General features: G+C 52.4%; 22 protein-coding genes and 1 other annotated feature. Of the genes, 13 read left to right on the top strand and 9 right to left on the bottom strand.

Annotated features, from left to right (window positions below; genetic code table 11):
- Window positions 1-30: 30 nt before the first annotated feature.
- Together WMO23_RS03820 and WMO23_RS03825 are read right to left on the bottom strand one after the other, a co-directional pair.
- Window positions 31-444: a flavodoxin gene (locus WMO23_RS03820; protein ID WP_020310631.1), complete on the bottom strand. Its 414-nt coding sequence runs from the start codon at window positions 442-444 to the stop codon at window positions 31-33.
- 13 nt (window positions 445-457) lie between these two features.
- Complete coding sequence (locus WMO23_RS03825) at window positions 458-1,015, bottom strand: DUF3793 family protein (RefSeq protein WP_292299426.1); 558 nt, start codon at window positions 1,013-1,015, stop codon at window positions 458-460.
- A gap of 156 nt (window positions 1,016-1,171) precedes the next feature.
- On the opposite strand from WMO23_RS03825, the gene WMO23_RS03830 reads away from it, so the two are divergent.
- The 3 genes from WMO23_RS03830 to WMO23_RS03840 are packed head-to-tail and all read left to right on the top strand — an operon-like array spanning window position 1,172 to window position 2,666.
- On the top strand, window positions 1,172-1,570 hold the full coding sequence (locus WMO23_RS03830) for a PaaI family thioesterase (protein WP_020310629.1): 399 nt from the start codon (window positions 1,172-1,174) through the stop codon (window positions 1,568-1,570).
- Between the two features lie 13 nt (window positions 1,571-1,583).
- Entirely contained in the window at window positions 1,584-2,228 is a 645-nt protein-coding gene (locus WMO23_RS03835) for a lactate utilization protein (protein ID WP_020310628.1), read from the top strand.
- Between the two features lie 24 nt (window positions 2,229-2,252).
- Window positions 2,253-2,666 (top strand): SoxR reducing system RseC family protein, encoded by a 414-nt coding sequence (locus WMO23_RS03840; RefSeq protein ID WP_020310627.1) that lies wholly within the window; start codon window positions 2,253-2,255, stop codon window positions 2,664-2,666.
- Window positions 2,667-2,806: 140 nt separating this feature from the next.
- Here the strand turns inward: WMO23_RS03840 and WMO23_RS03845 are convergent, their stop codons facing one another.
- From WMO23_RS03845 to thiS, 5 genes are all read right to left on the bottom strand, one after another.
- Window positions 2,807-3,328 (bottom strand): cysteine hydrolase family protein, encoded by a 522-nt coding sequence (locus tag WMO23_RS03845; protein WP_020310626.1) that lies wholly within the window; start codon window positions 3,326-3,328, stop codon window positions 2,807-2,809.
- An 18-nt stretch (window positions 3,329-3,346) separates the two neighbouring features.
- Window positions 3,347-3,937: a thiamine phosphate synthase gene (locus WMO23_RS03850; RefSeq protein ID WP_020310625.1), complete on the bottom strand. Its 591-nt coding sequence runs from the start codon at window positions 3,935-3,937 to the stop codon at window positions 3,347-3,349.
- A 221-nt stretch (window positions 3,938-4,158) separates the two neighbouring features.
- Window positions 4,159-5,346 carry a 2-iminoacetate synthase ThiH gene (gene thiH / locus WMO23_RS03855; protein WP_020310624.1) on the bottom strand — a complete coding sequence of 396 codons (1,188 nt, stop codon included), beginning with the start codon at window positions 5,344-5,346 and terminating at the stop codon, window positions 4,159-4,161.
- Between the two features lie 13 nt (window positions 5,347-5,359).
- Window positions 5,360-6,130 (bottom strand): thiazole synthase, encoded by a 771-nt coding sequence (locus WMO23_RS03860; RefSeq protein WP_020310623.1) that lies wholly within the window; start codon window positions 6,128-6,130, stop codon window positions 5,360-5,362.
- A 57-nt stretch (window positions 6,131-6,187) separates the two neighbouring features.
- Window positions 6,188-6,382 (bottom strand): sulfur carrier protein ThiS, encoded by a 195-nt coding sequence (gene thiS, locus WMO23_RS03865; RefSeq protein ID WP_020310622.1) that lies wholly within the window; start codon window positions 6,380-6,382, stop codon window positions 6,188-6,190.
- A 241-nt stretch (window positions 6,383-6,623) separates the two neighbouring features.
- Here thiS and WMO23_RS03870 point away from each other — a divergent pair, with 241 nt between their 5' ends.
- The 7 genes from WMO23_RS03870 (at window position 6,624) to WMO23_RS03900 (ending at window position 16,099) form a co-directional block, all read left to right on the top strand.
- Window positions 6,624-7,901 (top strand): hexokinase family protein, encoded by a 1,278-nt coding sequence (locus WMO23_RS03870; protein ID WP_292282209.1) that lies wholly within the window; start codon window positions 6,624-6,626, stop codon window positions 7,899-7,901.
- 141 nt (window positions 7,902-8,042) lie between these two features.
- On the top strand, window positions 8,043-9,443 hold the full coding sequence (pdxR, locus tag WMO23_RS03875) for a MocR-like pyridoxine biosynthesis transcription factor PdxR (protein WP_292106904.1): 1,401 nt from the start codon (window positions 8,043-8,045) through the stop codon (window positions 9,441-9,443).
- Window positions 9,443-10,708 carry a metallophosphoesterase family protein gene (locus WMO23_RS03880; RefSeq protein WP_020310619.1) on the top strand — a complete coding sequence of 422 codons (1,266 nt, stop codon included), beginning with the start codon at window positions 9,443-9,445 and terminating at the stop codon, window positions 10,706-10,708. The genes pdxR and WMO23_RS03880 overlap by 1 nt, the downstream gene beginning before the upstream one ends.
- A 5-nt stretch (window positions 10,709-10,713) precedes the next feature.
- Window positions 10,714-13,710, top strand: coding sequence for an ATP-binding protein (locus WMO23_RS03885; RefSeq protein WP_020310618.1), 2,997 nt, complete (start codon window positions 10,714-10,716; stop codon window positions 13,708-13,710).
- Window positions 13,704-15,215, top strand: coding sequence for an Eco57I restriction-modification methylase domain-containing protein (locus WMO23_RS03890; RefSeq protein ID WP_303267833.1), 1,512 nt, complete (start codon window positions 13,704-13,706; stop codon window positions 15,213-15,215). The genes WMO23_RS03885 and WMO23_RS03890 overlap by 7 nt, the downstream gene beginning before the upstream one ends.
- Entirely contained in the window at window positions 15,181-15,636 is a 456-nt protein-coding gene (locus tag WMO23_RS03895; protein WP_239639628.1) for a hypothetical protein, read from the top strand. The genes WMO23_RS03890 and WMO23_RS03895 overlap by 35 nt, the downstream gene beginning before the upstream one ends.
- Window positions 15,629-16,099 carry a BsuBI/PstI family type II restriction endonuclease gene (locus WMO23_RS03900; RefSeq protein WP_239639627.1) on the top strand — a complete coding sequence of 157 codons (471 nt, stop codon included), beginning with the start codon at window positions 15,629-15,631 and terminating at the stop codon, window positions 16,097-16,099. Before WMO23_RS03895 ends, WMO23_RS03900 begins: the two co-directional genes overlap by 8 nt.
- A gap of 186 nt (window positions 16,100-16,285) precedes the next feature.
- Here the strand turns inward: WMO23_RS03900 and ygiD are convergent, their stop codons facing one another.
- Window positions 16,286-17,059, bottom strand: a complete 774-nt coding sequence (gene ygiD, locus WMO23_RS03905) for a 4,5-DOPA-extradiol-dioxygenase (RefSeq protein ID WP_303267834.1) — start codon at window positions 17,057-17,059, stop codon at window positions 16,286-16,288.
- 99 nt (window positions 17,060-17,158) lie between these two features.
- Window positions 17,159-18,361: an ATP-binding protein gene (locus tag WMO23_RS03910; RefSeq protein ID WP_020310615.1), complete on the bottom strand. Its 1,203-nt coding sequence runs from the start codon at window positions 18,359-18,361 to the stop codon at window positions 17,159-17,161.
- A gap of 272 nt (window positions 18,362-18,633) precedes the next feature.
- Between WMO23_RS03910 and folP the strand changes: the two genes are divergently transcribed.
- From folP to ilvC, 3 genes are all read left to right on the top strand, one after another.
- Window positions 18,634-19,461: a dihydropteroate synthase gene (folP, locus tag WMO23_RS03915; RefSeq protein ID WP_020310614.1), complete on the top strand. Its 828-nt coding sequence runs from the start codon at window positions 18,634-18,636 to the stop codon at window positions 19,459-19,461.
- Between the two features lie 117 nt (window positions 19,462-19,578).
- The gene (locus tag WMO23_RS03920; protein WP_303267835.1) at window positions 19,579-20,814 is read left to right on the top strand and encodes an ATP-binding protein; all 1,236 of its coding nucleotides are present in this window, start codon (window positions 19,579-19,581) and stop codon (window positions 20,812-20,814) included.
- A gap of 141 nt (window positions 20,815-20,955) precedes the next feature.
- Window positions 20,956-21,197: a binding site (T-box leader), on the top strand.
- Window positions 21,198-21,290: 93 nt separating this feature from the next.
- The coding region (gene ilvC, locus WMO23_RS03925; RefSeq protein ID WP_349173295.1) for a ketol-acid reductoisomerase at window positions 21,291-21,985 on the top strand (695 nt) is incomplete at its 3' end.

Raw genomic sequence — 21,985 nt, forward strand, 5'->3', positions numbered from 1 at the left:
GAGAATGAATGTGAAGTTGTTTTCTGATTTTTATGCTTTGGCAGCGGCTTCGCCCAATTCTTTGCATTCAGGAGCGTTGTCCGGTGTTTCGTTGACGATGGCCGTACCAATGACGGTGGCACCGGCATCTTCTGTACGCTGTTTCCATGCGTCCATCCATTCGCCGGAACCCCAGCCGTAAGAACCAAAGAGGCCGACTTTTTTGCCCTTCAATTTCGGAGCCAAATCGGTGAAGAACGGTTCGACGACAGAGTCTTCCAGTTCTTCTGAACCCATGGCCGGGCAGCCGAGCAAGATGACGTCTTTGCTAGCTACATCATCGACATTTGTATCTTCAAAGCGGACTGATTCTACGTCAGCACCGGCAGCTTTGACGGCTGCTTCGATTTCGTTAGCCATTGCTTCTGTATTACCTGTACCACTCCAATAAACGATTTCTACCATGATTAAATCCTCCTTATGCTACAATGAGCGAGTCTAATGTTGTCCCAACGGCAAAGCGATTCAAATAGTCTTGCCGGCAGCACGTATAGCGATGGAAAGTACGGGCGGCAGCGTGGGCGTCGCCGTATACCTTCCATTCGCCACAAAGCTTGGCATGGTTTCCCTTGTTGGCGATGAAACCGCACACGTCCTCTAGGGGATAGCCGAGGAAAATGCCCGATTCATGAGGGAAACAGCCATCTTCTGCAAAGCGTTCGGCAAGACGGTCCAGCAGGGAAGAGATGTCCTGGCAGTCCTGATAGCCGAATTGCTGCAGAAATGATGAAATGTCCCGCTGCTGTACGTAGGCCCAGACCCTGGCCGGTCGGTATACATACAGCAAAGTGCGTTTGGAACAGGCGTACAAGATACGGAAATACAAGCCTTTTGCATTATATTTATGATTATACTTTTCAATTATATCATCATAGGTACAGCCGCTGTCCAAGCGGGGTAGACAGAGAAGGGATGCCTGTTTGAGACCCGCTAAAGTCGGTGAACAGTGGGTTATTAAGACGAAATCCAGGTTCATATCCGGTTGCCGCTCCTTTCGCTTTGATACTGTAAGTATAATTTATTTGAAAGTGATTGTCAATACTAATATGATAATTCGTTTCAAATAAGCGAAAGGCTTGCCAAGTATAGTATAATAAAGGTAGTGTGAAGAATATTCGGAGGGGGGGATTAGATGGAAACTGCTTATGATACGAATCATTGTTTCGGCTGTGGCCGCGATAACCCGATTGGCCTGAAGCTGGACATGAAGATGGAAGGCGATCACTGCGTGGCTTATTTTACGCCCAAGGCAGAGCATGAAAGTTATGGTGACCGCATGCACGGCGGCCTGACGAGTACGCTGCTGGATGAAGTCATGGGAGATTATGTGTTCCGCATTGCCGGTAAACCAGCCTATACGGCGCGGCTGGAAATCCGTTTCCGCAGTGCCATACGCATCGGCGAAACGGTCAAGGTCGAAGGCTGGCCGGAAGTCCACCGCGGCCGTCTGTTCATCATGAAAGGAAAGATTACCCACGCTGATGGTACGCCGGCTGCCGAAGCCAAAGCGGAAATGATGCTGGCTAAATAAAGGAGGAGTTACTATGGATAGAAGCGATATGATGCACCGCATGTATGATATTAAAGGGCCTTTAGTGGCAAAGAAGTTTGCAGCCCGCGGCTTTGAAGCCGTATACTGTCCGACGAAGGAAGAAGCCTTGAAACAGGCCATCTCGTATATCCCGGAAACGGATGTCGTATCCTGGGGCGGCTCTGTATCCATCAATGAAATCGGCCTGCGGCCTTATGTACTGGAACACAATCCGGTCATCGACCGCGATTCGGCCAAGACGCCGGAAGAACGGGTCGAACTGATGCGCAAGGCCCTGCTCTGTGACACCTTCCTCATGGGGGCCAACGCAGCCGTCCAGGACGGCCAGCTCATCAACATCGATGGCAACGGCAACCGCGTCGCCGCCCTTTGCTACGGGCCGAAACAGGTCATCGCCATCGTCGGTATGAACAAGGTCGTCCCGACGGTCGAAGCCGGCATCGAACGGGCGCACACCGTGGCGTCGCCGCAGAATATCGGCCGCTTCCCCGGTGTCGGTACGCCTTGTGCCAAGACGGGCATGTGTGGCCACTGCATCCGGCCGGACAGCGTCTGTGCCCAAGTCGTCCGGACGCGTATCTGCAAGCCCCAGGGCCGCATCAAGGTTATCCTGGTCGGAGAAAATCTGGGCTTTTAGTCCTGAAAAGAGAGGTATTTTATTATGAGAACTGGAACGGGCGTCGTCGAAGAAGTCTGCCCGAATGGCCTGGCCAAAATCCAGACCAACCGCAATAATCTATATTCGCCGTGCAGCGACAGCATGTGCGCGGACAATGTCGTCATCGATGCTGTGAACCCCATCGGGGCCAAAAAGGGACAGTATGTACAGTTCAACATCCCCGACGCCGGCATGGGCGTCAAGGGCATCATCTGCTTCGGCGTCCCCTTGCTGCTCATCATCGTCTGTGGCGTCGCAGGCTACCTGCTGGGAGAATCATGGCAGGTCAAACCGGAAATGACGGCCTTTGCCGGCATGATTGCAGGCGGCATCATCGGCTGCCTGGTCCTGAAAGGCTATGAAAAGAAAATCAACAACAACCAGACCAAAGCCGAAATCACGGGAATCATCAGTTAAGAGGCTGCAGGTTCGTAGGGGCTCGCACGTGGCGAGCCCGCCAGATATATGTAAGAATTCCGTGAACAATTGGCATGAGCGGGCGCCCCGCGTGGCGCCCCTACAGAAAAAGGCTTGTCGCACGTGCGACAAGCCTTTTTTTATACAATATCGATTTGGCAGGCTTTCATGGCCTGTAATGCTCTTTCGTGGTTTTCTGGTGTCGAACCGGCACAGCATGTGCTGTCGACGATGATTTCCTTTTCCGGGTAGAAGGCTTTGAGCAGCATGGCATTGGCGATGACGCAGATGTCCGTGCACAAGCCCATCAATACCAGCCGGTCGTAGTCGCGTACTTCATCGACCAGGGCCGGACAGCCAAAGGATGGCTTTTCCAGGATGGTGGCCCACATGGTGTACGGCAGGAGCTGTTTGCAGATGCGCCAGCCCCGCGTGTCTTTCAGGCAGTGTGGAACGGGAAGTTTCCGGCCTTCCTGGGTTTCGCTGTAGGCCTCGTCGTGGGTGTCCTGGGTGAAAATCAGGTCCGTTTCCTGGTCGGCATCCTTTTTGCTGGCCACGATCTTGGCCTCGATGCGGGGGACGACGGCTTGAGCCTGAGCGCTTCCCAGGGCGCCGTCGATGAAATCATTCTGCATATCGATGATGATATAAGCCTGGGTCATTACGGTCATCCCTTCTCTTTAGGCACGCAATTCTTTTAAATATCCCGGTACGTCCGGGCAGGTCATGAGGCCCGACATGAGGGCGACGCCTTTGATGGGGACGTCCTGGAGCTGAGAGATGGTCTTCGGCGTAACGCCGCCTAAGGCATAGACCGGAATCTTGACGGCCTTGCAGATGGCTTCGACCGTGTCGACGCCGATAGGCGGATCCGACGGCTTGCAGGCTGTCGGGAAGACGTGGCTGGCCATGAGGTACGTAGCGCCGAGCTGTTCGGCTTTGACGGCTTCTTCGACGGTGTGTACGGAGACGCCGAGGGTCGTCATGTAATAGAGCAGGGACGAATGGGTTTCCAAATAAGGCAGAGAGCACTGGAAACGGGGAATATGAAGACGGATAGCAGCCTTTCCGAAATGCTGGAGGATACACGTCTTCTGATGGATGCTGCACAGGCGCAGGGCCCGTTTCGCATAGTCCGTGTATTCTTCTTCAGAAAGGTTTTTTTCACGAAGGACGATGAAATCTACATCGGATGCGGCGATTTGCTCGAGCTGATCCCAGTAGTTCGTCGAAGCCAATTCGTGATTTGTAATTGCAGCTACTTTTAACACGATTTATCACCTGAATATTAGAGTATTTTATATATATAACTATACATGAATCTCATACTAACGTCAACAATTATACCAATAGAATATAATAAATGTTCTATATGAGTTTAACGCCCTAAAACGAGAAGATATATGACAAAAACGGTTCGGGGTGGATTGGGTCCCGGACCGTTTTTGTCATATACATTTTATAGGATTGGTAATGGATTACGTTAGATGGTTTACAAATAAATATACTCACTGGTGACAGGCTGCAGGCCCATGCCCTTGATGTCGGAGTACATCTGGTCAAAGGACCGGCCGTCAGTGATTTCGAACTGTTCGTCACCCATTTCGGAGCCGTCATTTTCCAGATGGCCGCCGATGCCGACGCAGACGCTGGCCGATACTTTGGTAGCGGCGATTTTCATGATGGCGTTGCGGTAGCGGGCGCTTTCACGGCTCGATACGACGATGCAGGCGTAAGGCATGAACAGACGGTAGGCGCAGATGATCTGCGTCAGTTTCCGTTCGTCTACGTCCTTCGGGTTGATCTTATCGTTATTGATGATCGGGCACAGGCGCGGACAGGACAGGGAAATTTCGGCATGCGGGTACTTACGCTGCATGAGCCATGCGTGCATCCCCGTTGCCAGGGCATCTTTCTGGTAGTCGTCCAGGCCTAAGAGGGCTGCGAAGCCGACGCCGCGCATGCCGCCGAGGATGGCCCGTTCCTGGGAGTAGAAGCGGTACGGGAAGATGCGCTTGTGACCGGCCAGGTGAAGGGTAGCGTACTTGTCTGAATTGTACGTTTCCTGGAAGACCGTGACGTAGTCGGCGCCACATTCGTGGAGATATTTGTAGTCTTCCGAATTGACCGGGTAGATTTCCATGTTGATGACCCGGAAATACTGGCTGGCGATCTTGACGGCGTTGCCGATGTATTTGATATCGCTCATCTTCGGGCTTTCGCCGGTGAGCATGATGACTTCTTCGATACCCGTATCGGCGATGTTCTTACATTCGCGGTGGAGTTCTTCGTCCGTCAGGCGGGCGCGCTTGATCTTGTTGTGCGAGTTGAAGCCGCAGTAGATGCAGTAGTTATCGCAGTAGTTGGCGAAATAGATCGGCGTCAGGATGGTGATGTTGTTGCCGAAATGGCGCCGCGTGACCAGATGGGCTTTCTGGGCCATTTCTTCCAGGAACGGTGCAGCGGCCGTCGATAAGAGGGCCATGAAGTCCCGCGGGTCCAGATGTTCTTTCGACAGGGCCAGGCGGACGTCTTTATCAGTGAAGTCGTCATTGTTGAAGGAATTGCGGATGGCGACGACCTGGTCGAGCATATCCGAGTCGATGACTTCCATGCCCGGTAAATATTTCATGTGGTCGATGAGTTTGCTCTGATCGATAGTTTTAGTTTCTTCCGTCATGTTCGATTCCTCCTCAGTCTCCTAAGAATCCCGTCAGCGGATCCGAAGCCGAAGCCGTTTCGCGGACGCGGCCCAAGCCGGCAAGGTAAGCATTGCGGCCGGCACGGATGGCTTCACCGAAGGCTTTGGCCATGAGAGGCAGGTCGCCAGCCGTAGCGACGGCGGTGTTGGCCATGATAGCAGCGGCGCCCATTTCCATGGCTTCGCAGGCCTGGGACGGACGGCCGATACCGGCGTCGACAATGACCGGCAGGTCGACTTCGTCGATGAGGATCTGGATGAAATCTTTCGTCGACAAGCCTTTGTTTGTGCCGATAGGCGAAGCCAGAGGCATGATGGCAGCAGCGCCGGCGTCAGCCAGGGCACGGGCGGCGTAGAGGTCCGGATACATGTACGGCAGGACGACGAAGCCTTCTTTAGCCAAAATTTCCGTAGCTTTGATGGTTTCGTTGTTGTCCGGCAGGAGATATTTGGAGTCGCGCATGACTTCAATCTTGATGAAATCGCCGCAGCCGACTTCACGGGACAAGTGGGCGATGCGGACGGCTTCGTCGGCATTGCGGGCACTGGACGTATTGGGGAGCAGGGTGACATCTTTCGGGATATAGTCGAGGATATTGTCTTTCTGGCCGGCTTCGACGCGGCGCAGGGCCATGGTTACCATCTGGGCACCGCCTTGTTCGACAGCGGCCTTGATGAGGTCGACAGAGAATTTACCGGAACCTAAGATGAAACGCGATGTGAATTCGTGGCCGCCAAGGACCAGGGTATCTTTTTTTTCCATTGGGAAACACTCCTTTTATAATGATAGATGAGTTCATGACTGCTTTGCCGCAGGGAATCAGCCCCCGCCGACGAAGTGTACGATTTCCATGGAATCGCCGTCTTTCAAAGTCACTTTATCGTAATCCTTGCGCGATACGATATCACCGTTCAGCTCGATGGCGATGCGGTCTGTACGATATTCCTGGTCGGTCAGGTAAGCGAGCAGGTTCTGGCCGGCCGCTTCGATGTCTTTGCCGTTGATCCGTACCATGGAGGTCCTCCTTTCTCTCAAATGAAAAAAGGGTCGCACGAAGAATTACACCCAAGGTGGTGTACCCCTTCGTGCGACCCTTGTGATTCGGTCTCACTCTGCCTATGATTATAGCCTATTGTCACAAAAAGTCAACCGTTGATAATGAACTGTCTTGAGAGAAATGACCGGGGAAGACGACAAAGGCCGAAAAACTATAGTATAATAAAGTTATGATTTTACGAGAGGTGTGATCACTGCCATGGAAGAACGGATGGACTGGATGAATATTGCCCGTTATTTTTATTTGACCGACGAGCGGCTGCAGCAGATTTCCCGCGATTTTGCAGACGACATGGAACGGGCCCTGCAGGGAAAGCCGGGAGCGACCGTATCAGCCCTGAAGTCGTATGTGTCCCTGCCTGGCGGTGAGGAGCGCGGTGTCTATCTGGTCCTGGATTTCGGCGGTACGAACGCAAGGGCTGCGCGGATCCGCCTGTTGGGCCGGCACTGTTACCTCATCGAAAAGAAGGTCTGCCAGCCGCTCCGGCTGCCTGGCCAGTACGACTATCTCTCTTCGGCGACGACGGCTGGGGAGCTTTTCGATTTCCTGGCCCGCCTCGTCGGTCAGGTTGCCCATGGGCAGCAGGCCTATACCCTGGGCCATACCTTTTCCTTTGCTATAGAGCGGCAGGACCTGCGCGATGGCCGGCTCCTGTCGTGGTCGAAAGAAATTGCCGTTCCCGGTGTGGAAGGCGAATGGGTCAACGCCATGCTCAAACAGGCCCTGGCCCGTCAGGGCTTTAGGGCTGTCGAACCGGTGGCCCTGGTCAATGACACGACGGCCCTGCTGTTGTCGGCAGCGTATACGCTGGAACGGGTCCGCCTGGGCCTCGTCTGCGGGACGGGCTTCAACGCCTGCTACTATGAGCCGGCCTGGGATATGATCGTCAATCTGGAAGCCGGCGACTATGGCGGCCTCATACGCAATCGCTGGGACAAGGCAGTCGACGCCCTGTCGGCCCAGCCCGGTCAGCATCGGATGGAAAAGATGACAGGCGGTGCCTATGCAGCGGAAATCTTCCGGCAGACCTTGCTGTCTTATTTCAAGACTCGCCAGCTCCCGGTGTTTTCCACAGCCGCTATGAATGACATCATCAGCTGCGACAATGATTTGCAGTGCCGGCTCAAGATGGGCCAGCTGTGGAAGCGCATCGTGCGGCCCGATGAGATGCGGCCTGTCCGCAATATCGGCGCCGCCATTTTCGTCCGCGCTGCCCAGCTGGCCGGCGCCGTGAGCTGCGGCATCCTGCGCCATCTTTATGGCGGCGAAGCCGTTCCGGCCCAGTCCGTGGCCGTCGACGGCAGCCTCTTGGAACACGTCCGCGGTGCCTTGTTCATGATGGAAGATGCCATGCAGGCCTGCCAGAATGAAGGCGTGAGCCGGGACAAGCAGATTCCCGTCGACCCGGTACTCATCCAGGACGGCCCCTTAGTCGGCGCCGCCGTCGCAGCGGCCATGGCAGGCGAAGGCCGGTGACAGCAGGCCGGCCCACCACGAACCACGAGCCACGAACCATGAACCACTAGCCACGGCCACGTTTTTTCGGTACAATATAATATTGCAGAGATATTTCCACCATATCTGTAGTTCAGGGAAAGGAGACGGCGCCAGGTCACGATGCTGCAACTCGATAAATCTACCAGCAAACCCTATTACGTACAAATCTATGAATATTATCGCCGGGAAATCGAAGAGCACCGGATGATAGCCGGCATGCGCCTCGACTCGGTCCGTGAACTGGCCCAGGCTGCGGGCATCAGCAAGATGACCGTCGAAAAGGCCTACTACCAGCTGGCCAGTGAAGGCTACATCCTGCGCCGCCATAAGGCCCGCTATGAAGTGGCCTCCCTGGGCGGTCTGGAAGCGCGGACCGAAGAGGCTGCTGCGCCCGTATTGCGTGAAGCCAGCCGTCGCCCTGTCTATGCCTATGACTTTGCCAGTGGCGACATGGCTTTGGAACGCTTTCCCCTCGACATATGGCGGAAATATATGAATCGGATCTTATCGGAGCCAGACCGGCTGCTGGCGGCCAATGATGACCAGGGCGTCCCTGATTTGCGCCGGGCCTTGAGCCGTTACGTCTATGAAACGCGCGGCGTCCATGCAGAGCCGTCGCAGATTATCATCGGTGCCGGGACGATTTCTCTTCTCGGCGTCCTGACCAATCTGCTTCACGATAAATATGCCTGCATCGGCGTCGAAGACCCGGGCTTCCGCCTGGGCCGGGAGATTTTCCGCAACAGCGGCTATTCCATCGTGCCCATTCCCATCAGCGGCGGACTGCTCCACGTCGATGCCCTGGAAGCCAGCGGCGTCCGCCTGGTCTACGTCAGCCCGTCCCATCAGTTCCCGACGGGGACGGTCATGCCCGCCGGCATCCGCCATCGTCTGCTGCATTGGGCTGAAAAGACGGATGGACTGATCATCGAAGATGATTACGACAGCGAGCTGCGCTATTATGGCCGCCCCGTCCCGGCTTTGCAGGGCCTGGACCGCCACGGCCGTGTCGTCTACATGGGGGCCTTGTCCAAGGTATTGCCCTTTTTCATCCGCCTCAGCTATATGGTACTGCCGCCTCAGCTCATGCCCCTTTACGAACAGCGGCGCAGCCTGTTCCGCCAGGGCGCGTCGGTTCCGGAGCAGTGCGTTCTGGCGGAATATATCGAGAGCGGCGAACTGGCCCGTCAGGTACGGCGCCTGCGCAAGGAATACCAGGAAAAAGGGGAGCTCTTAGGCCGGCTCTTAGTCGAAGCCTTTGGTCAGGATATCGTCGTAGGGCGGCTGGTTTCCGGCGTATACTGCCATATCCGCCTGCACAGCCGCTTATCGGAAGAAGAACTGCGCCGCCGGGCGGAACTGCAGGGCTGCCGTGTCTTGTCCATGCAGTCTTTTTATGAAACACCGTCGCAGGAAACGGATAAAGAATTTCTCCTGTCATTTTCAAAAATTCCCACCTGCAGGCTCCGCGATGCCGTAGCGGCGTTGCATGGAGCGTGGTCAGAGAAAGAAGGATACTAATGGCGAAAAGTTTGCGTTTTATTCAATGCGGGGATCTCCACTTAGGGAGCCCTTTCCATAACCTCTCCGCTATTGATGAACGGTGGCAGCGCATCGTCGGGAAAGCGCCGGTCCGGGCGTTCCAGAAAATCGTCCAGATGGCCATTGATAAACGGGTCCACGCTGTCCTCATCACCGGCGATGTCTACACCAGTGCCGATCACAACTTGACGGCACAGCTCGATTACGTGCGCCTTTTACATAAATTAGCACAGAATAACATCCAGGTCTTTGCCGTCCTGGGGAATCACGACCCGCTCGAAGCGTGGAAGGCGAAGATTCCCTTTCCGCCGAATGTCCACGTGTTTCCGACCGATGCTGTCGAACGGGTCCCCCTGGTCGTAGATGGCGAAGAAGTAGCGGCCATTTACGGGCAGAGTTATGCCAAGAGCGAACAGCGGGACAATCTGGCCTGGAAATTCAACCGCGCTGCTGGCGACCGATTTTCCATCGGCATGCTCCATACCCAGGTAGGCAGCCGGGATTCGACATATGCGCCGTGCACCCTGGAAGATTTGAAAGAATGTGGCATGGATTACTGGGCCCTCGGGCATATCCACAAGCATGAGATACTCTGCGAAAAGCCCTATGTCGTCTATGCCGGCAACCCGCAGGGCCTCGATTGTACGGAAACGGGGCCGCGGGGCTGTTATTACGTCGAAGTCGGACCGTATGGGACGACGGACCTGGAATTCATCGACACGAGCATCGTCCGCTGGGAAAGCATCGACCTCGCCATCGACGGTATCGAATCGGTGTCGGAACTGCGCGAGTCCGTCCGCTTCGCCAAGGAAAAAGTGCGCCGTGATATCGGCAAGCCGACGTTCCTGACGGTCAATTTCACCGGTTCCGGCAGTATGTACCACGTCCTCAACAATCCGGAGGCGACGCAGTACTGGCTGGAAAGCTGGCGTGAAGAAGAACAGGGGAAATACGCCTTCGTCATGGTCGAACGCCTGCGTAACCTGGCCCGTCCCAAGATGAATATGGACGAACGAAGTAAACTGCCCGACTCCGTCGGCGACTACTTGAATGTCTTCGACAAGCTGGAAAAGCTGGCTCCTGAAGAAAGGGCCAAGGCGCTGCGGGATATTCTCATGAGCCGCCCGGAATTTGAACGCCTCGGGGCCTATGGAAGGGCCCTGACGGACCAGCGCCTGCTGGAAACGTTCGAGAAAGCCAAGTGGCTGGGCGTACAGAAATTGCTGGAACATAGAAGAGGTTAAGCAGTATGAAGATTACAGAGATGCATTTGGATGATTTCGGGATTTACCATAATGTGAGCTGGAATCCGCCGGAACACGGCCTGATCGTCATGCATGGCCGCAACGAAAGCGGCAAGACGACGCTCATGAAATATGTCCGCTCCATGTTCTTCGGCTATCTGCGCGGAGACTGGAAGGGCTATTTCGGCAGCATGGGCATCCGTCGGGAAGACGGAAAGGAATACCGCATCGTCCGCAATGAAAAAGAATATTTCCTGTCAGACGGTCAGGAAAAAGTACAGGAAGAGCCAGCGAATCTGTGGTGGCACGGCCTGGACCGTCAGACGTATGATACGATTTTTGCCATGGGCCTGGAAGACCTGCAGGGCTTCAAAATCCTGTCCAATGAAGCCGTGCGCAGCCATTTCTTCAGCATCGAAGGCGGCATCGGCATGGGCCTGGCCCGCAGTGAAGTGACCAAGCATATGGGTGACCTCCTGGTCGCTTCGCCGCAGGGCAAGAAACCCATCAATGCCCTGCTCAACGAGCAGAAGGACTTCGACCGCCGCATTACCGGCATGGCCTACGATGAAGATGAATTCGCCAGCCTGCAGGAAACGGAACAGACGACGCATGAAATCGAGAACCGCATCCGCCTGGATATCGAAGAATCGAAGCAGCAGATCGAACGGATTTCCATGCCTATCGCTGCCTGGGATGTCTATAAACGCGGCCAGGACGCCATGCAGCATATGCAGGCCCTGGCCGATGTATCCCAGTTCCCGGCTGACGGCGCGCAGAAATGGGCCGAGCTGGAACAGAACATCAAGGCCATTGACGAACAGGTCCGCAAGCTCAAGGCGACGAGCCGCAAAGGCCCGGCCTTCCAGGAATCGTGGAACCGCTGGCTGGCCTGCGGCCCCCAGCTCGACGCCATGGCTCACCATGTCGGTGAATGGAAGCAGGGGCTGGAAGAGCTTTCAGACCATGAAGATAAGGAAATGGACTGGGAATTTGAAGGCACGAAACAAGCCGACCTGCTCAAGTCCTGGACCGATGGCAAGGATATTCCGGCAGCCGTCAACTGGACTCAGGGGATTTCGGCCGCCGCTGCCCTCGACCACAGTCGTCAGGATTTAGAGAAATGGCAGGCTGACAAGCCCAAGAATGTTTCCGGTGCCAGCGGCGAAGACGGTCCGGCTGAAAAGACCAAGGACGAATGGGATGTCATCGGGACGGCCGTAGCGACGATCCAGAACGTCGTCATGGAACGCCAGAAGATACAGGAACAGCTGGAATGGCTGAAGAACGAACCGGCTGGCTCGTCGAAGGCCTTTACCTTCGTCGGCATCGCTTTCCTGGTCCTGGCGGCTCTCTGCGTCGCCGCTGTCTATCTGGCTCACTTCGATTCGACCCTGGGCCTGGGCGGTGCCGCTGCCTGTGTCGTCATCGCCATCATTTCCCTGGTCCGCCAGAGTACCGGTGCCGACCGGGTTCCCCGGAAAATCGCAGAAATCGAAGGCCAGCTGGCAGGCGTCAACCGCAAAATCAGCGACTTAGCCAAAGAAGCGGAAATGACCCTCAGTACGGACGAATCGAACGAACGCTGGCTCCAGGAACTGGACGCCGTCCGCAAGCAGTATCTGGACTGGCAGACGCGGGAAACGAAGAATGCCTGGCAGAAAGAACAGAAAGTCATGTACGACGCCATTTATGAAAAATGGCAGTCCGATGGCAATACCTGCAAAAAACAGCTCCTGGCCTGTGAAACGGCCTGGGACGGCTGGCGCGATAAAAATAGTTTCAGCAAACTGGATACGGCCGATGTGGCCAAAGCCAAAGAAGCCTGGGATACGTGGCATGAAGTCACGACGGCCGCTGCCGATTGGAAGCGACGCAAGTTGGAATTGAAAGGCGCCATTTCCCGCTGGAGCGATACGGCAGAACAGATTTTCCGGGAAGTCGGCGTCAAGAAGGCCGTTTCCCCGGATACCGTCGAAGACGTCTACAAACAGTGGCAGGACATCCGCGTCCAGGCTGAAGTGGCCAAAGAACAGGACCGTCAGCAGAAAGAACGGGAAAGTCAGATTGCCAGCCTGGGAGAAGAACGGCAGCAGCGCGTCCAAGAACAGCAGGAACTGCTCAAGGCAACCGGCGCCCAGACGGAAGGCGAATTCCGCAGCAAAGTCCTGCGCTTCCGCCAGTTCCACCAGTACAAAGAAGTCTATGACCAGACGGAAGCCCATATCCGTCTCATCGCCAAGACGCCGAAAAACCTGGCCGAACTGCGCCATGAATTGAAAATCCATACCTTGAAGACCTGGACAGATGAACGCGACTACTACCAGAAAAAAATCGCCGATGCCGAAAAGAAACTGGCTGAAGTCGCAGAAAAACGAGGCAGTATCATTGAACGCCTGAGCCAGATGGCCAAGAGCGACGAATACGGCAAGCTCCTGCAGGCCAAACAGAACCGCAAGGCCGAACTGGACCGCGACGTCGACGACTGGCTGACCAATATGTACACCCAGTACATGCTGGAACAGGCCCAGGAATACTACGAACGGGTCCGCCAGCCTATCGTCATCCGCCAGGCCGGCGAATACCTCAATCTCATGACCCAGGGCCGCTATACCCTGCAGGCTAGCCTGGACGGCAAACAGCTCTTTGCCGTCGATGGCAGCCAGCGCCGCGTCCCGGAAAAACAGTGGAGCAGCGGCCTGGGCGACCAGATTTACCTGGCCATCCGCATCAGCCTGGCCATGGCCTTCTCCAAACAAATCGAACCGATGCCGCTCATCCTCGACGACATCCTCGTCCGCTTCGACGAACAGCGCCAGAAAGAAGCCATCCAGTTCCTGGCCTCGTTGGGCAAAAAAGAACAGATATTCCTGTTCACCTGCTCCGATGCCACGTTGCACCTGGCCGAAGAAGTCCAAAAACAACTGTCTGGAGAAACAGACACGATCCATCTCTTTGAAATCGAAAAAGGGACGATACGGGGAAAGGAAGGCTTATGCTAGAGTATGTAGTTCGACAAACGGCGGCCTACATGGAATCCATGCCTAAACAGATTCGCAAAAAAAGTGGTCAATTCTTTACCAGCATAGAAACAGCCCGGTTCATGGCCGGGCTGTTTGCTATCCCTGCACAGCCTGAAATTACCATATTGGATCCCGGAGCTGGCACGGGTATCCTTACGGCTGCTTTATTGGAACGTATTTCGGCAATCCCAGCTGTGGAACGAGTACACCTTATATGTTATGAAACAGATGAAAAAATCATTCCTGTTTTAGAAGATAATCTTCGTTATGTGACCGCTCATTGTTTAAAAAAAGCTGACTATGAGCTCCGCACTTTGAATTATATTACAAGCCAGGAAAATGCTTTCAATGGATGCCTGTTTCCAGAATCAGGCATCACTTGCGACCTCTGTATTGGCAACCCGCCGTATATGAAAATCGGAAAAGATGCGCCTGAAGCTAAAGCCATGCCGGCAATTTGTTATGGTGCTCCTAATTTATATTTTCTCTTTGCGGCTATGTCGTTATTTAATGTCCGTGACGGCGGAGAAATGGTTTACATCATTCCCCGTTCTTGGACAAGTGGCATGTATTTCAAGCGCTTTCGCCAATATTTATTCAGCCATGGTGTGATTGAGCAGATTCACTTGTTTACCAGTCGGGATAAGGTCTTTGATACCGAACAGGTATTGCAAGAAACGATGATTGTCAAGATACGGAAACAGCGTCAGGTTCCTTCGGATATATTGGTCACTTCTTCTGAAGCTAATTGTGATTTCCGTCATTTACAGCAGATTTCATTGCCTTATTCGGATGTAGTTTCCGGATCGGACCAGTATGTCTTTTTGATGACTAATCATCGGGAAGTAGACGCTATCTGCTTGTTAAACACATTTCCCTATACCCTGCCAGATTTCGGTATGAAAATGAAAACGGGATTGACTGTTGATTTTAGGGAGAGGGAGTCTTTGCGGAATACTGAAGTCGATGGGGCCGTACCGCTCTTTTTTGCCCAGCATATACAAAACGGTCATATTTGCTTTCCGATTGGTAAAGAAGGGGAATATTTAGTACCATCCCGGAAAAGTTTGGTACAGCCTAATACTAATTATTTGTTTATCAGGCGGTTTACGGCAAAGGAGGAAAAGCGCCGATTACAATGTGGTATTTATTTGGCAGAACAATTTCCGCAATATCAGACCATAAGCACGCAGAATAAAATCAATTTCATTGATAATGCGGACCATACATTGTCTAAAGATGTAGTATATGGGCTATATGTTTTGTTCAATTCTACCCTTTATGATGTATATTACCGGGTACTCAATGGTTCTACGCAGGTCAATGCTACAGAAATCAATCATATGCCTGTTCCAGCTATTTCGATTATTGAAGAACTAGGGCGAGCATTGTTGAAGCAATCCGATATAACAGAAAAAACGTGCAATCAGATCTTGGAGGGATTTTTACATGGGAAAAATCAGCGAAGCTCAAGCCATTCTTAGAGCTATTGGGATGCCCGAACGCCAGCAAACGCCTATTTGTGCGTTGAGTTTGCTGGCTTTGGCTCATATACGGCCTGATGATGACTGGTGTCAGGCTAGCAATGAGTGGATTCGTATTCACGATATAATTCAGTTCGTTAATCTGAATTATGAAGTTGATTATGCAGAGAATAGTCGGGAAACGTTCCGAAAGCAGGCTATGCATCATTTTCGCAATGCCGCTTTGATTGAAGATAATGGAAAAGCGACGAATAGTCCCAACTATCGCTATCGGTTGACTCAGGAAACAGTCCGCCTTTTGCAGACTTTTCACACCGACTTATGGGAAAAATCTTTGAAAGAATTTACTGATGTTCACGAATCACTGATTTCCATTTACGCATCGAAAAAAAAACGTTCAGAAAATGCCAGTCATGATTAATGAGACGGCCTATACTTTTTCACCAGGTAAGCATAATGCCTTACAAAAAGCTATCTTGGAAGAATTTGCACCGCGCTTTGCACCAGGGGCTATTTGCTTGTATGTTGGTGATACGACTAATAAAAACTTAGTGGAAAACCAGACGTTACTGAAACAATTAGGAATTGCTCTGACAGAACATGATAAGTTGCCCGATGTCATCCTGTATTGCAAGGACGTCGACTGGATTTACTTTGTTGAAGCCGTGACCTCCGTGGGTCCTATGAGTCCTAAACGCTTACAAGAATTGGAAGCTATGACTCAGCAGGTCACGAGCGGGAAAATCTATGTTACCGCTTTTCCTGATGTAACCGTCTACAAACGTTTTGTGGCGGACTTAGCTTGGGAAACCGAAGTTTGGATTGCCGATGAACCAGATCACATGATTCACCTTAACGGCAATCGGTTTATGGGGCCGCGTTGAATTTATAAAAGGGGCTGTCGCACGAAGAATTTTGTCATCATGCGAGGCCCCGTTTACTTTATAGTTTGTAGCACAGAGTTTGTAGTTTGCAGAGAAAACCTTTAAATTTAAAACTATCCGCTAACCCCGAACCACTAGCCACTAACAACTCAAAAAGGGCTTGTCGTATGATGACAAGCCCTTTTTTCACGCCCAGACGAATCCGGTCATAGCCATGGATCCTAAGGTGCAGGTATTATTGAATGGTGTAGCTTTATCCGTTCCGGCGGCGCCCAGGCAATAGAGCAGGGGCAGGTAGTGTTCCGGTGTCGGCACGGCGTAGGCTGCGTGTTCGTGGTTTTCGTAGTGGATGATGTTGTCGATGTTGCCGGCGATGACATTATCGACGATATCCTGGTTGAAGTGTTTGGCTGCTTCGGAGCCGCCGCGCTTGTTCCATTCGACGCGGCGCAGGTTGTGGACGATGTTGCCACTGGCCCAGATGAGGTAGCCTTTTTCTCGGAGCGGGGCGAGTTTCGGGCCGAGTTCAAAGCATTGGTCCGGTGTAAACGTGCTGTTTACAGAAAGCTGGACGACTGGGATGGGCGCGTTGGGGAACATGTGGACCATAACACTCCATGTTCCGTGATCGATACCCCATGAATCGTCGATAGAAACGTCATTGCCCAAAAGCTGGCAGACGTCCTGGGTCAGTTCCGAACAGCCCTTGGCTGGGTATTGGAGCTGATAGAGCTCTTCTGGGAAGCCGTACATGTCGTAGATTTGACGCGGCTTGTCGGCACTCTGGATATACGTGCCTGGGACATACCAATGGGCCGAGATGGCCAGGATGGCTTTCGGTCTGTCCTCACTGGTTAGAACGTCTGCGCCGACGCGCTGCATTTCGCGCGTCAAGTCGTTTTCATCGATAGCCAGCATCGGACTGCCATGACCGGTGAAGATAACAGGCGTTTTTTTCATTATGATGAATCCCCCTTTGCATAGAAACCATAAAGATAAAACCATCTTTAGTATATCATGAAGTTACTTTACGTCAACAAACTGCCATTTTTCACATATTTAATAATCACGAGGGAGTCGCAAAAATTTACGAATATTATAGTGCTGGATTCCATCCTGGCTAAAGTCGAGTTCGTCCATAGAAACGACGTATTTGGGATAATTGTCTTTTATGTCTTTATATACACGGAATTCGCGTTCGATAGTTTCTGGTGAAGCGAGTAAATATGTGACCTGGACATAACATTTTCGATTTCCTTTTTCGGCAATGAAATCGACTTCAAAATTTCCTGTTTTGCCAATCGTTACCGTATAGCCGCGGCGCAATAATTCCAAGCAGACAATGTTTTCTAATATTTGGTCGATATCGCGGGCATTGTGGCCATATACGGCTTCTCGCAGGCCATGGTCAACGACATAGTACTTTTCATTGATAGAAAGCAGTTTCTTCCCTAATAAATCTTGGCGGGGGATTTTATAGAATAAATAAGCTGTTGTACAAGCATTCAGGTAATTCAATACGGTATCGTTGGAAACTTTTCGATGTTCACTTTTCAAGTATTTTGTAATGTTAGAAGCACTGAAAACGTGGCCGATACTGCTGAGGGCATATCCGATGATGCGCTCTAATAAATCGACGTCGCGCAGATTATTCCGTTGGACAATATCCTTTAAAATTACGGAATTGTACATATCCTGCAAATACTGACGAGATGGGCCTTCTTGGAAATGGAGATTCATTAAGAAAGGCATCCCGCCGAAGAGTAGGTATTTTTGGAAGGCTTGCGGGGTATCGTCTAATTGATTTGCTAATATAAATTCTTGATAAGAAAAAGGATAAATGACGAATTGAACATAGCGGCCGGCTAAATAGGTGGAAAGTTCCCCAGAAAGCAGCTTAGCATTTGAACCGGTAAGATAAATATCGACATCGAAAGCGACACGCAGGGAGTTGATGACCCGTTCCCAATTCGTCACTTCTTGTATTTCATCTAAAAAAATGTATATTTTTCCTTTTATGGCAGCTGCTTTGTCTGCAATCCATTGATAGAGTGCCATGGGTTGGCACAAGGGGAGATTGGCCAAATCTTCAAAATTTAGGCTTATCATTTGATCAGGACGGACTTGTTGAGATAATAGTTCTTCCTGGATTAATTGCAGCATGACTGATTTTCCGCTGCGGCGTATTCCTGTCAATACCTTTATGAGATCCGTGTTAATGAACGGTCTGATTTGTTTCATGTAATATTCGCGCTGAATCATGGTATCCCATCCTTTCTGAAAAACTATTTATACTATTATACCAGTATATTTTACAGTTTTCCATAATTCATACTATTATACTAGTATGAATTATGGAAAATAGGAATTCTAACTAGTATAGTAGTTGGATTTTTCGTTTACTTGTGAGGATACGCTTCTTTTGCTATAATGAACGGGTAACGTACAGGTTACGGACTTGATTTTTTAGAGATAACGACTGTGCGTCCTTTTGGGCGCCTTCGTTATCTCTTTTTTTGTTGGGAGGAATTATTGTGGAAGTTCGTCATTATCATTGGAAAGATGGAAAATCCCTGACTGTCGGGGAACGGACGCTGGTCATGGGCGTCCTCAATTATACGCCTGACTCTTTTTCTGATGGCGGGAAATGGAATAATGCCGATGTAGCCTTGAAGCACATGGAAGAAATGGTAGCCGAAGGGGCGGATATCATCGACATCGGCGCCGAATCGTCACGGCCGGGTTTTACGCCGATTTCGGCAGCCGAAGAGATTTCCCGGCTGGAAACGATTTTGCCGCGCCTTGTCAAAGCCTGCCCGGTCCCCATTTCTGTCGATACGTATAAGGCTGAAACGGCAGACTATGCCATGCGTACGGGTGCCCATATCATGAATGATATCTGGGGCCTCCAGTATGCGCCGGAACCGGGACAGATGGCCGCTGTAGCCGCAAAATACGGCGTTCCTGTCGTCGTCATGCATAACCAGGACGGTACAGAATACGGCGACATCATCGAGGATATGAAGCGCTTCTTCATCCGCTCGGCCATCATTGCAGACCAGGCCGGCATGAGCCAGGACCAGATCATCACCGACCCGGGCATCGGCTTTGGCAAGACCTTTGACCAGAATGTCTACGTCATGAAGCACTTGCGGGATCTGACAGGCCTGCCGTATCCCATGCTCCTGGGGACGAGCCGCAAGGGCTTTATCGGCAAGATCCTCGACCTGCCGGTTACGGAACGGATGGAAGGGACCGGGACGACCTGTGTCGCTGGCGTCCTGGCCGGCTGCGCGATTGTCCGCGTCCATGACGTCAAACCCATCGTCCGCATGTGCCAGATGGCCGATGCTCTGCGTTAGATAAATTAGTCAGGTAAAACCTTTTACTGTATAAATATGACGGAACTTCCTTGACTGCCGTGGCCTGGCGGCGGTATAATGGCTCAAATGTATATAAGCTGATAGGGAGGTTTCTACATGGAAAATAAAAGTCTGCGCGGCCTCGTCGTATGCCGCAATTTTTTACAGGATCCCGTCATCAAGGCCCTGCTGGCCGTCCAGGAACAGGGGGATAATCCCTTTGGCAAGCATGAAGCGGCAGCGGTCCTCTTGGAACGGGCGGAACAGCTGGGCCTCAGCGGCAATATCCTGCGCCGGTATTTCCTCTATCTCTTGGGGGAAGGCGATACGGTCGCTGCCGAAGCCATTGAACGGTCGGGCAAGGCCGGCACGGGCATGACCAAGGCCCTGCTCTTGGATATGACTCTGCTCTGGCCGTATCTGCAAAAGGCCGCTTCCGACTTCCTCGGCGTCGATTTCCTCGACAACTACGAACCGGCTGTCCCCAAAGTTTACGGCTATGCCCAGACCCTGGAAACGGCCCTCATGGCAGCGTCGACGCCAGAAGAAGCGACGAAAGTCTTACTGCATCATTATGCAGTATACGGCCGGGGCAAACTGGCACAGTTCATGGCCTTCCGCATCGGTGAAGACGGGGACCTCGTAGGCATCGAGAATTTCCCCCATCTTGCCTGGGATGACCTCATCGGCTATGCGGCTCAGAAAGAAAAGCTCCTGGCCAATACGACGGCCTTTCTGGCTGACCGGGCGGCCAATAACGTCCTCTTGACGGGTTCCCGCGGGACGGGCAAGTCGACGGCCGTCAAAGCCCTGGTCTGCCGCTACCATGAACAGGGCCTGCGCCTCATCCAGGTCCAGCGCGGCCAGCTCCACAATCTGCAGCAGCTCATGGAAAAACTCGGCGACATCGGCAGCAAGAAGTTCATCCTCTTCTTGGATGATTTGTCCTTCGATGAAAATGAAAAAGAGTATAAATACCTCAAGTCGGCCATCGACGGCGGCGTCACGCCACAGCCGAAAAACGTGCTTATTTATGCAACATCGAACCGTCGCCACCTCTTGAAGGAAACGTGGCACGACCGCAACGACGAACTGGACGAAGTCTACCGCGATGACAGCACGAACGAGTCGATTTCCCTGTCGGACCGCTTCGGCCTCATCCTCCATTACTCGGCGCCGACGCAGGATGAATACTTGCAGATCATCGCCCATGAGCTGAAAAAAGCCGGCATTACCCTGGACCCGGAAGAGCTTCGTGTCGAAGGCGTCCGCTGGGAAATGGAACATTCCGGCCGCAATGGCCGCATTGCTCAGCAGTTTGTGAAATGGTATCTGGGCAATCGCAAGGCTTAAGAATCTTAGGCAAGTAAACGTTTAACCAAACTTTTTTCGGAAAAATTCCAAAAAAGCATTGACAAACAGCACGGCATTTTGTAGAATGTGTTCAAGCTTTTCAAACGGGCCACAACGATAAAGGCTCGCAAAAGCATATAGTGAAATCTGATGACGGGAAAGAGTAGTTCGTCCGGACATTCCCAGAGAACCGGCGGCTGGTGCGAGCCGGTAATGAATGGCGATTGAAAATCATCCCCGAAGAGAAGTGCTGAAGCAAGATTAAGCACTGACGATTTTTCCACGTTATAGGAAACGCGTATGTTGGTACGTTGTAGAGAGCCTGGCTGCAGTAATGCGCCGGGAATCAGGGTGGTATCGCGGAATAGTACTCCGTCCCTCAGTGAGGGGCGGAGTTTTTTTGTTGGCCTCTTTCGACGAATCTCTAAATCCCAACGAGAATAAATTATTTTATACTCACAAGGAGAGATGTTATTATGGCAAAAGTATTTTATGATCAGGACGTAAATTGGGACGTTATGAAAGGCAAAAAAGTTGCCGTCATCGGTTATGGCAGCCAGGGTCATGCTCATGCATTGAACCTCAAGGACAGCGGCGTCGACGTCGTCGTCGGCTTGTATGAAGGCAGCAAATCGGTTGAAAAAGCTAAAGCAGCCGGCCTCGAAGTCAAGACCGTTGCTGAAGCTGTCAAAGATGCTGACGTCACGATGGTCCTCATTCCGGACGAAAAACAGGCTGACGTATATGCAACGGAAATCGCTCCGAACTTGAAATCCGGCAGTGCCCTCGCCTTTGCACACGGCTTCAACGTTCACTTCAAACAGATCGTCCCGCCGGCTGATGTCGACGTATTCATGGTCGCTCCGAAAGGCCCGGGCCATCTCGTCCGTCGTACATTCGTAGAAGGCGGCGGCGTCCCCGACGTATTCGCTGTCGAACAGGATGCTTCCGGCAAATGCTTCGACCTCGCTTTGGCTTATGCCCGCGGCATCGGCGGCACGCGTGCCGGCGTCATCCAGACGACTTTCCAGGAAGAAACAGAAACAGACCTCTTTGGTGAACAGGCAGTGCTCTGCGGCGGCATCTGCCAGCTCATCACCAACGGTTTTGAAACCCTTTGCGAAGCTGGTTATCAGCCGGAAATCGCTTACTTTGAAACCTTCCATGAAAT

It is taken from the genome of Megasphaera intestinihominis, from assembly GCF_040096415.1.
Lineage (GTDB): Bacteria > Bacillota > Negativicutes > Veillonellales > Megasphaeraceae > Megasphaera > Megasphaera intestinihominis.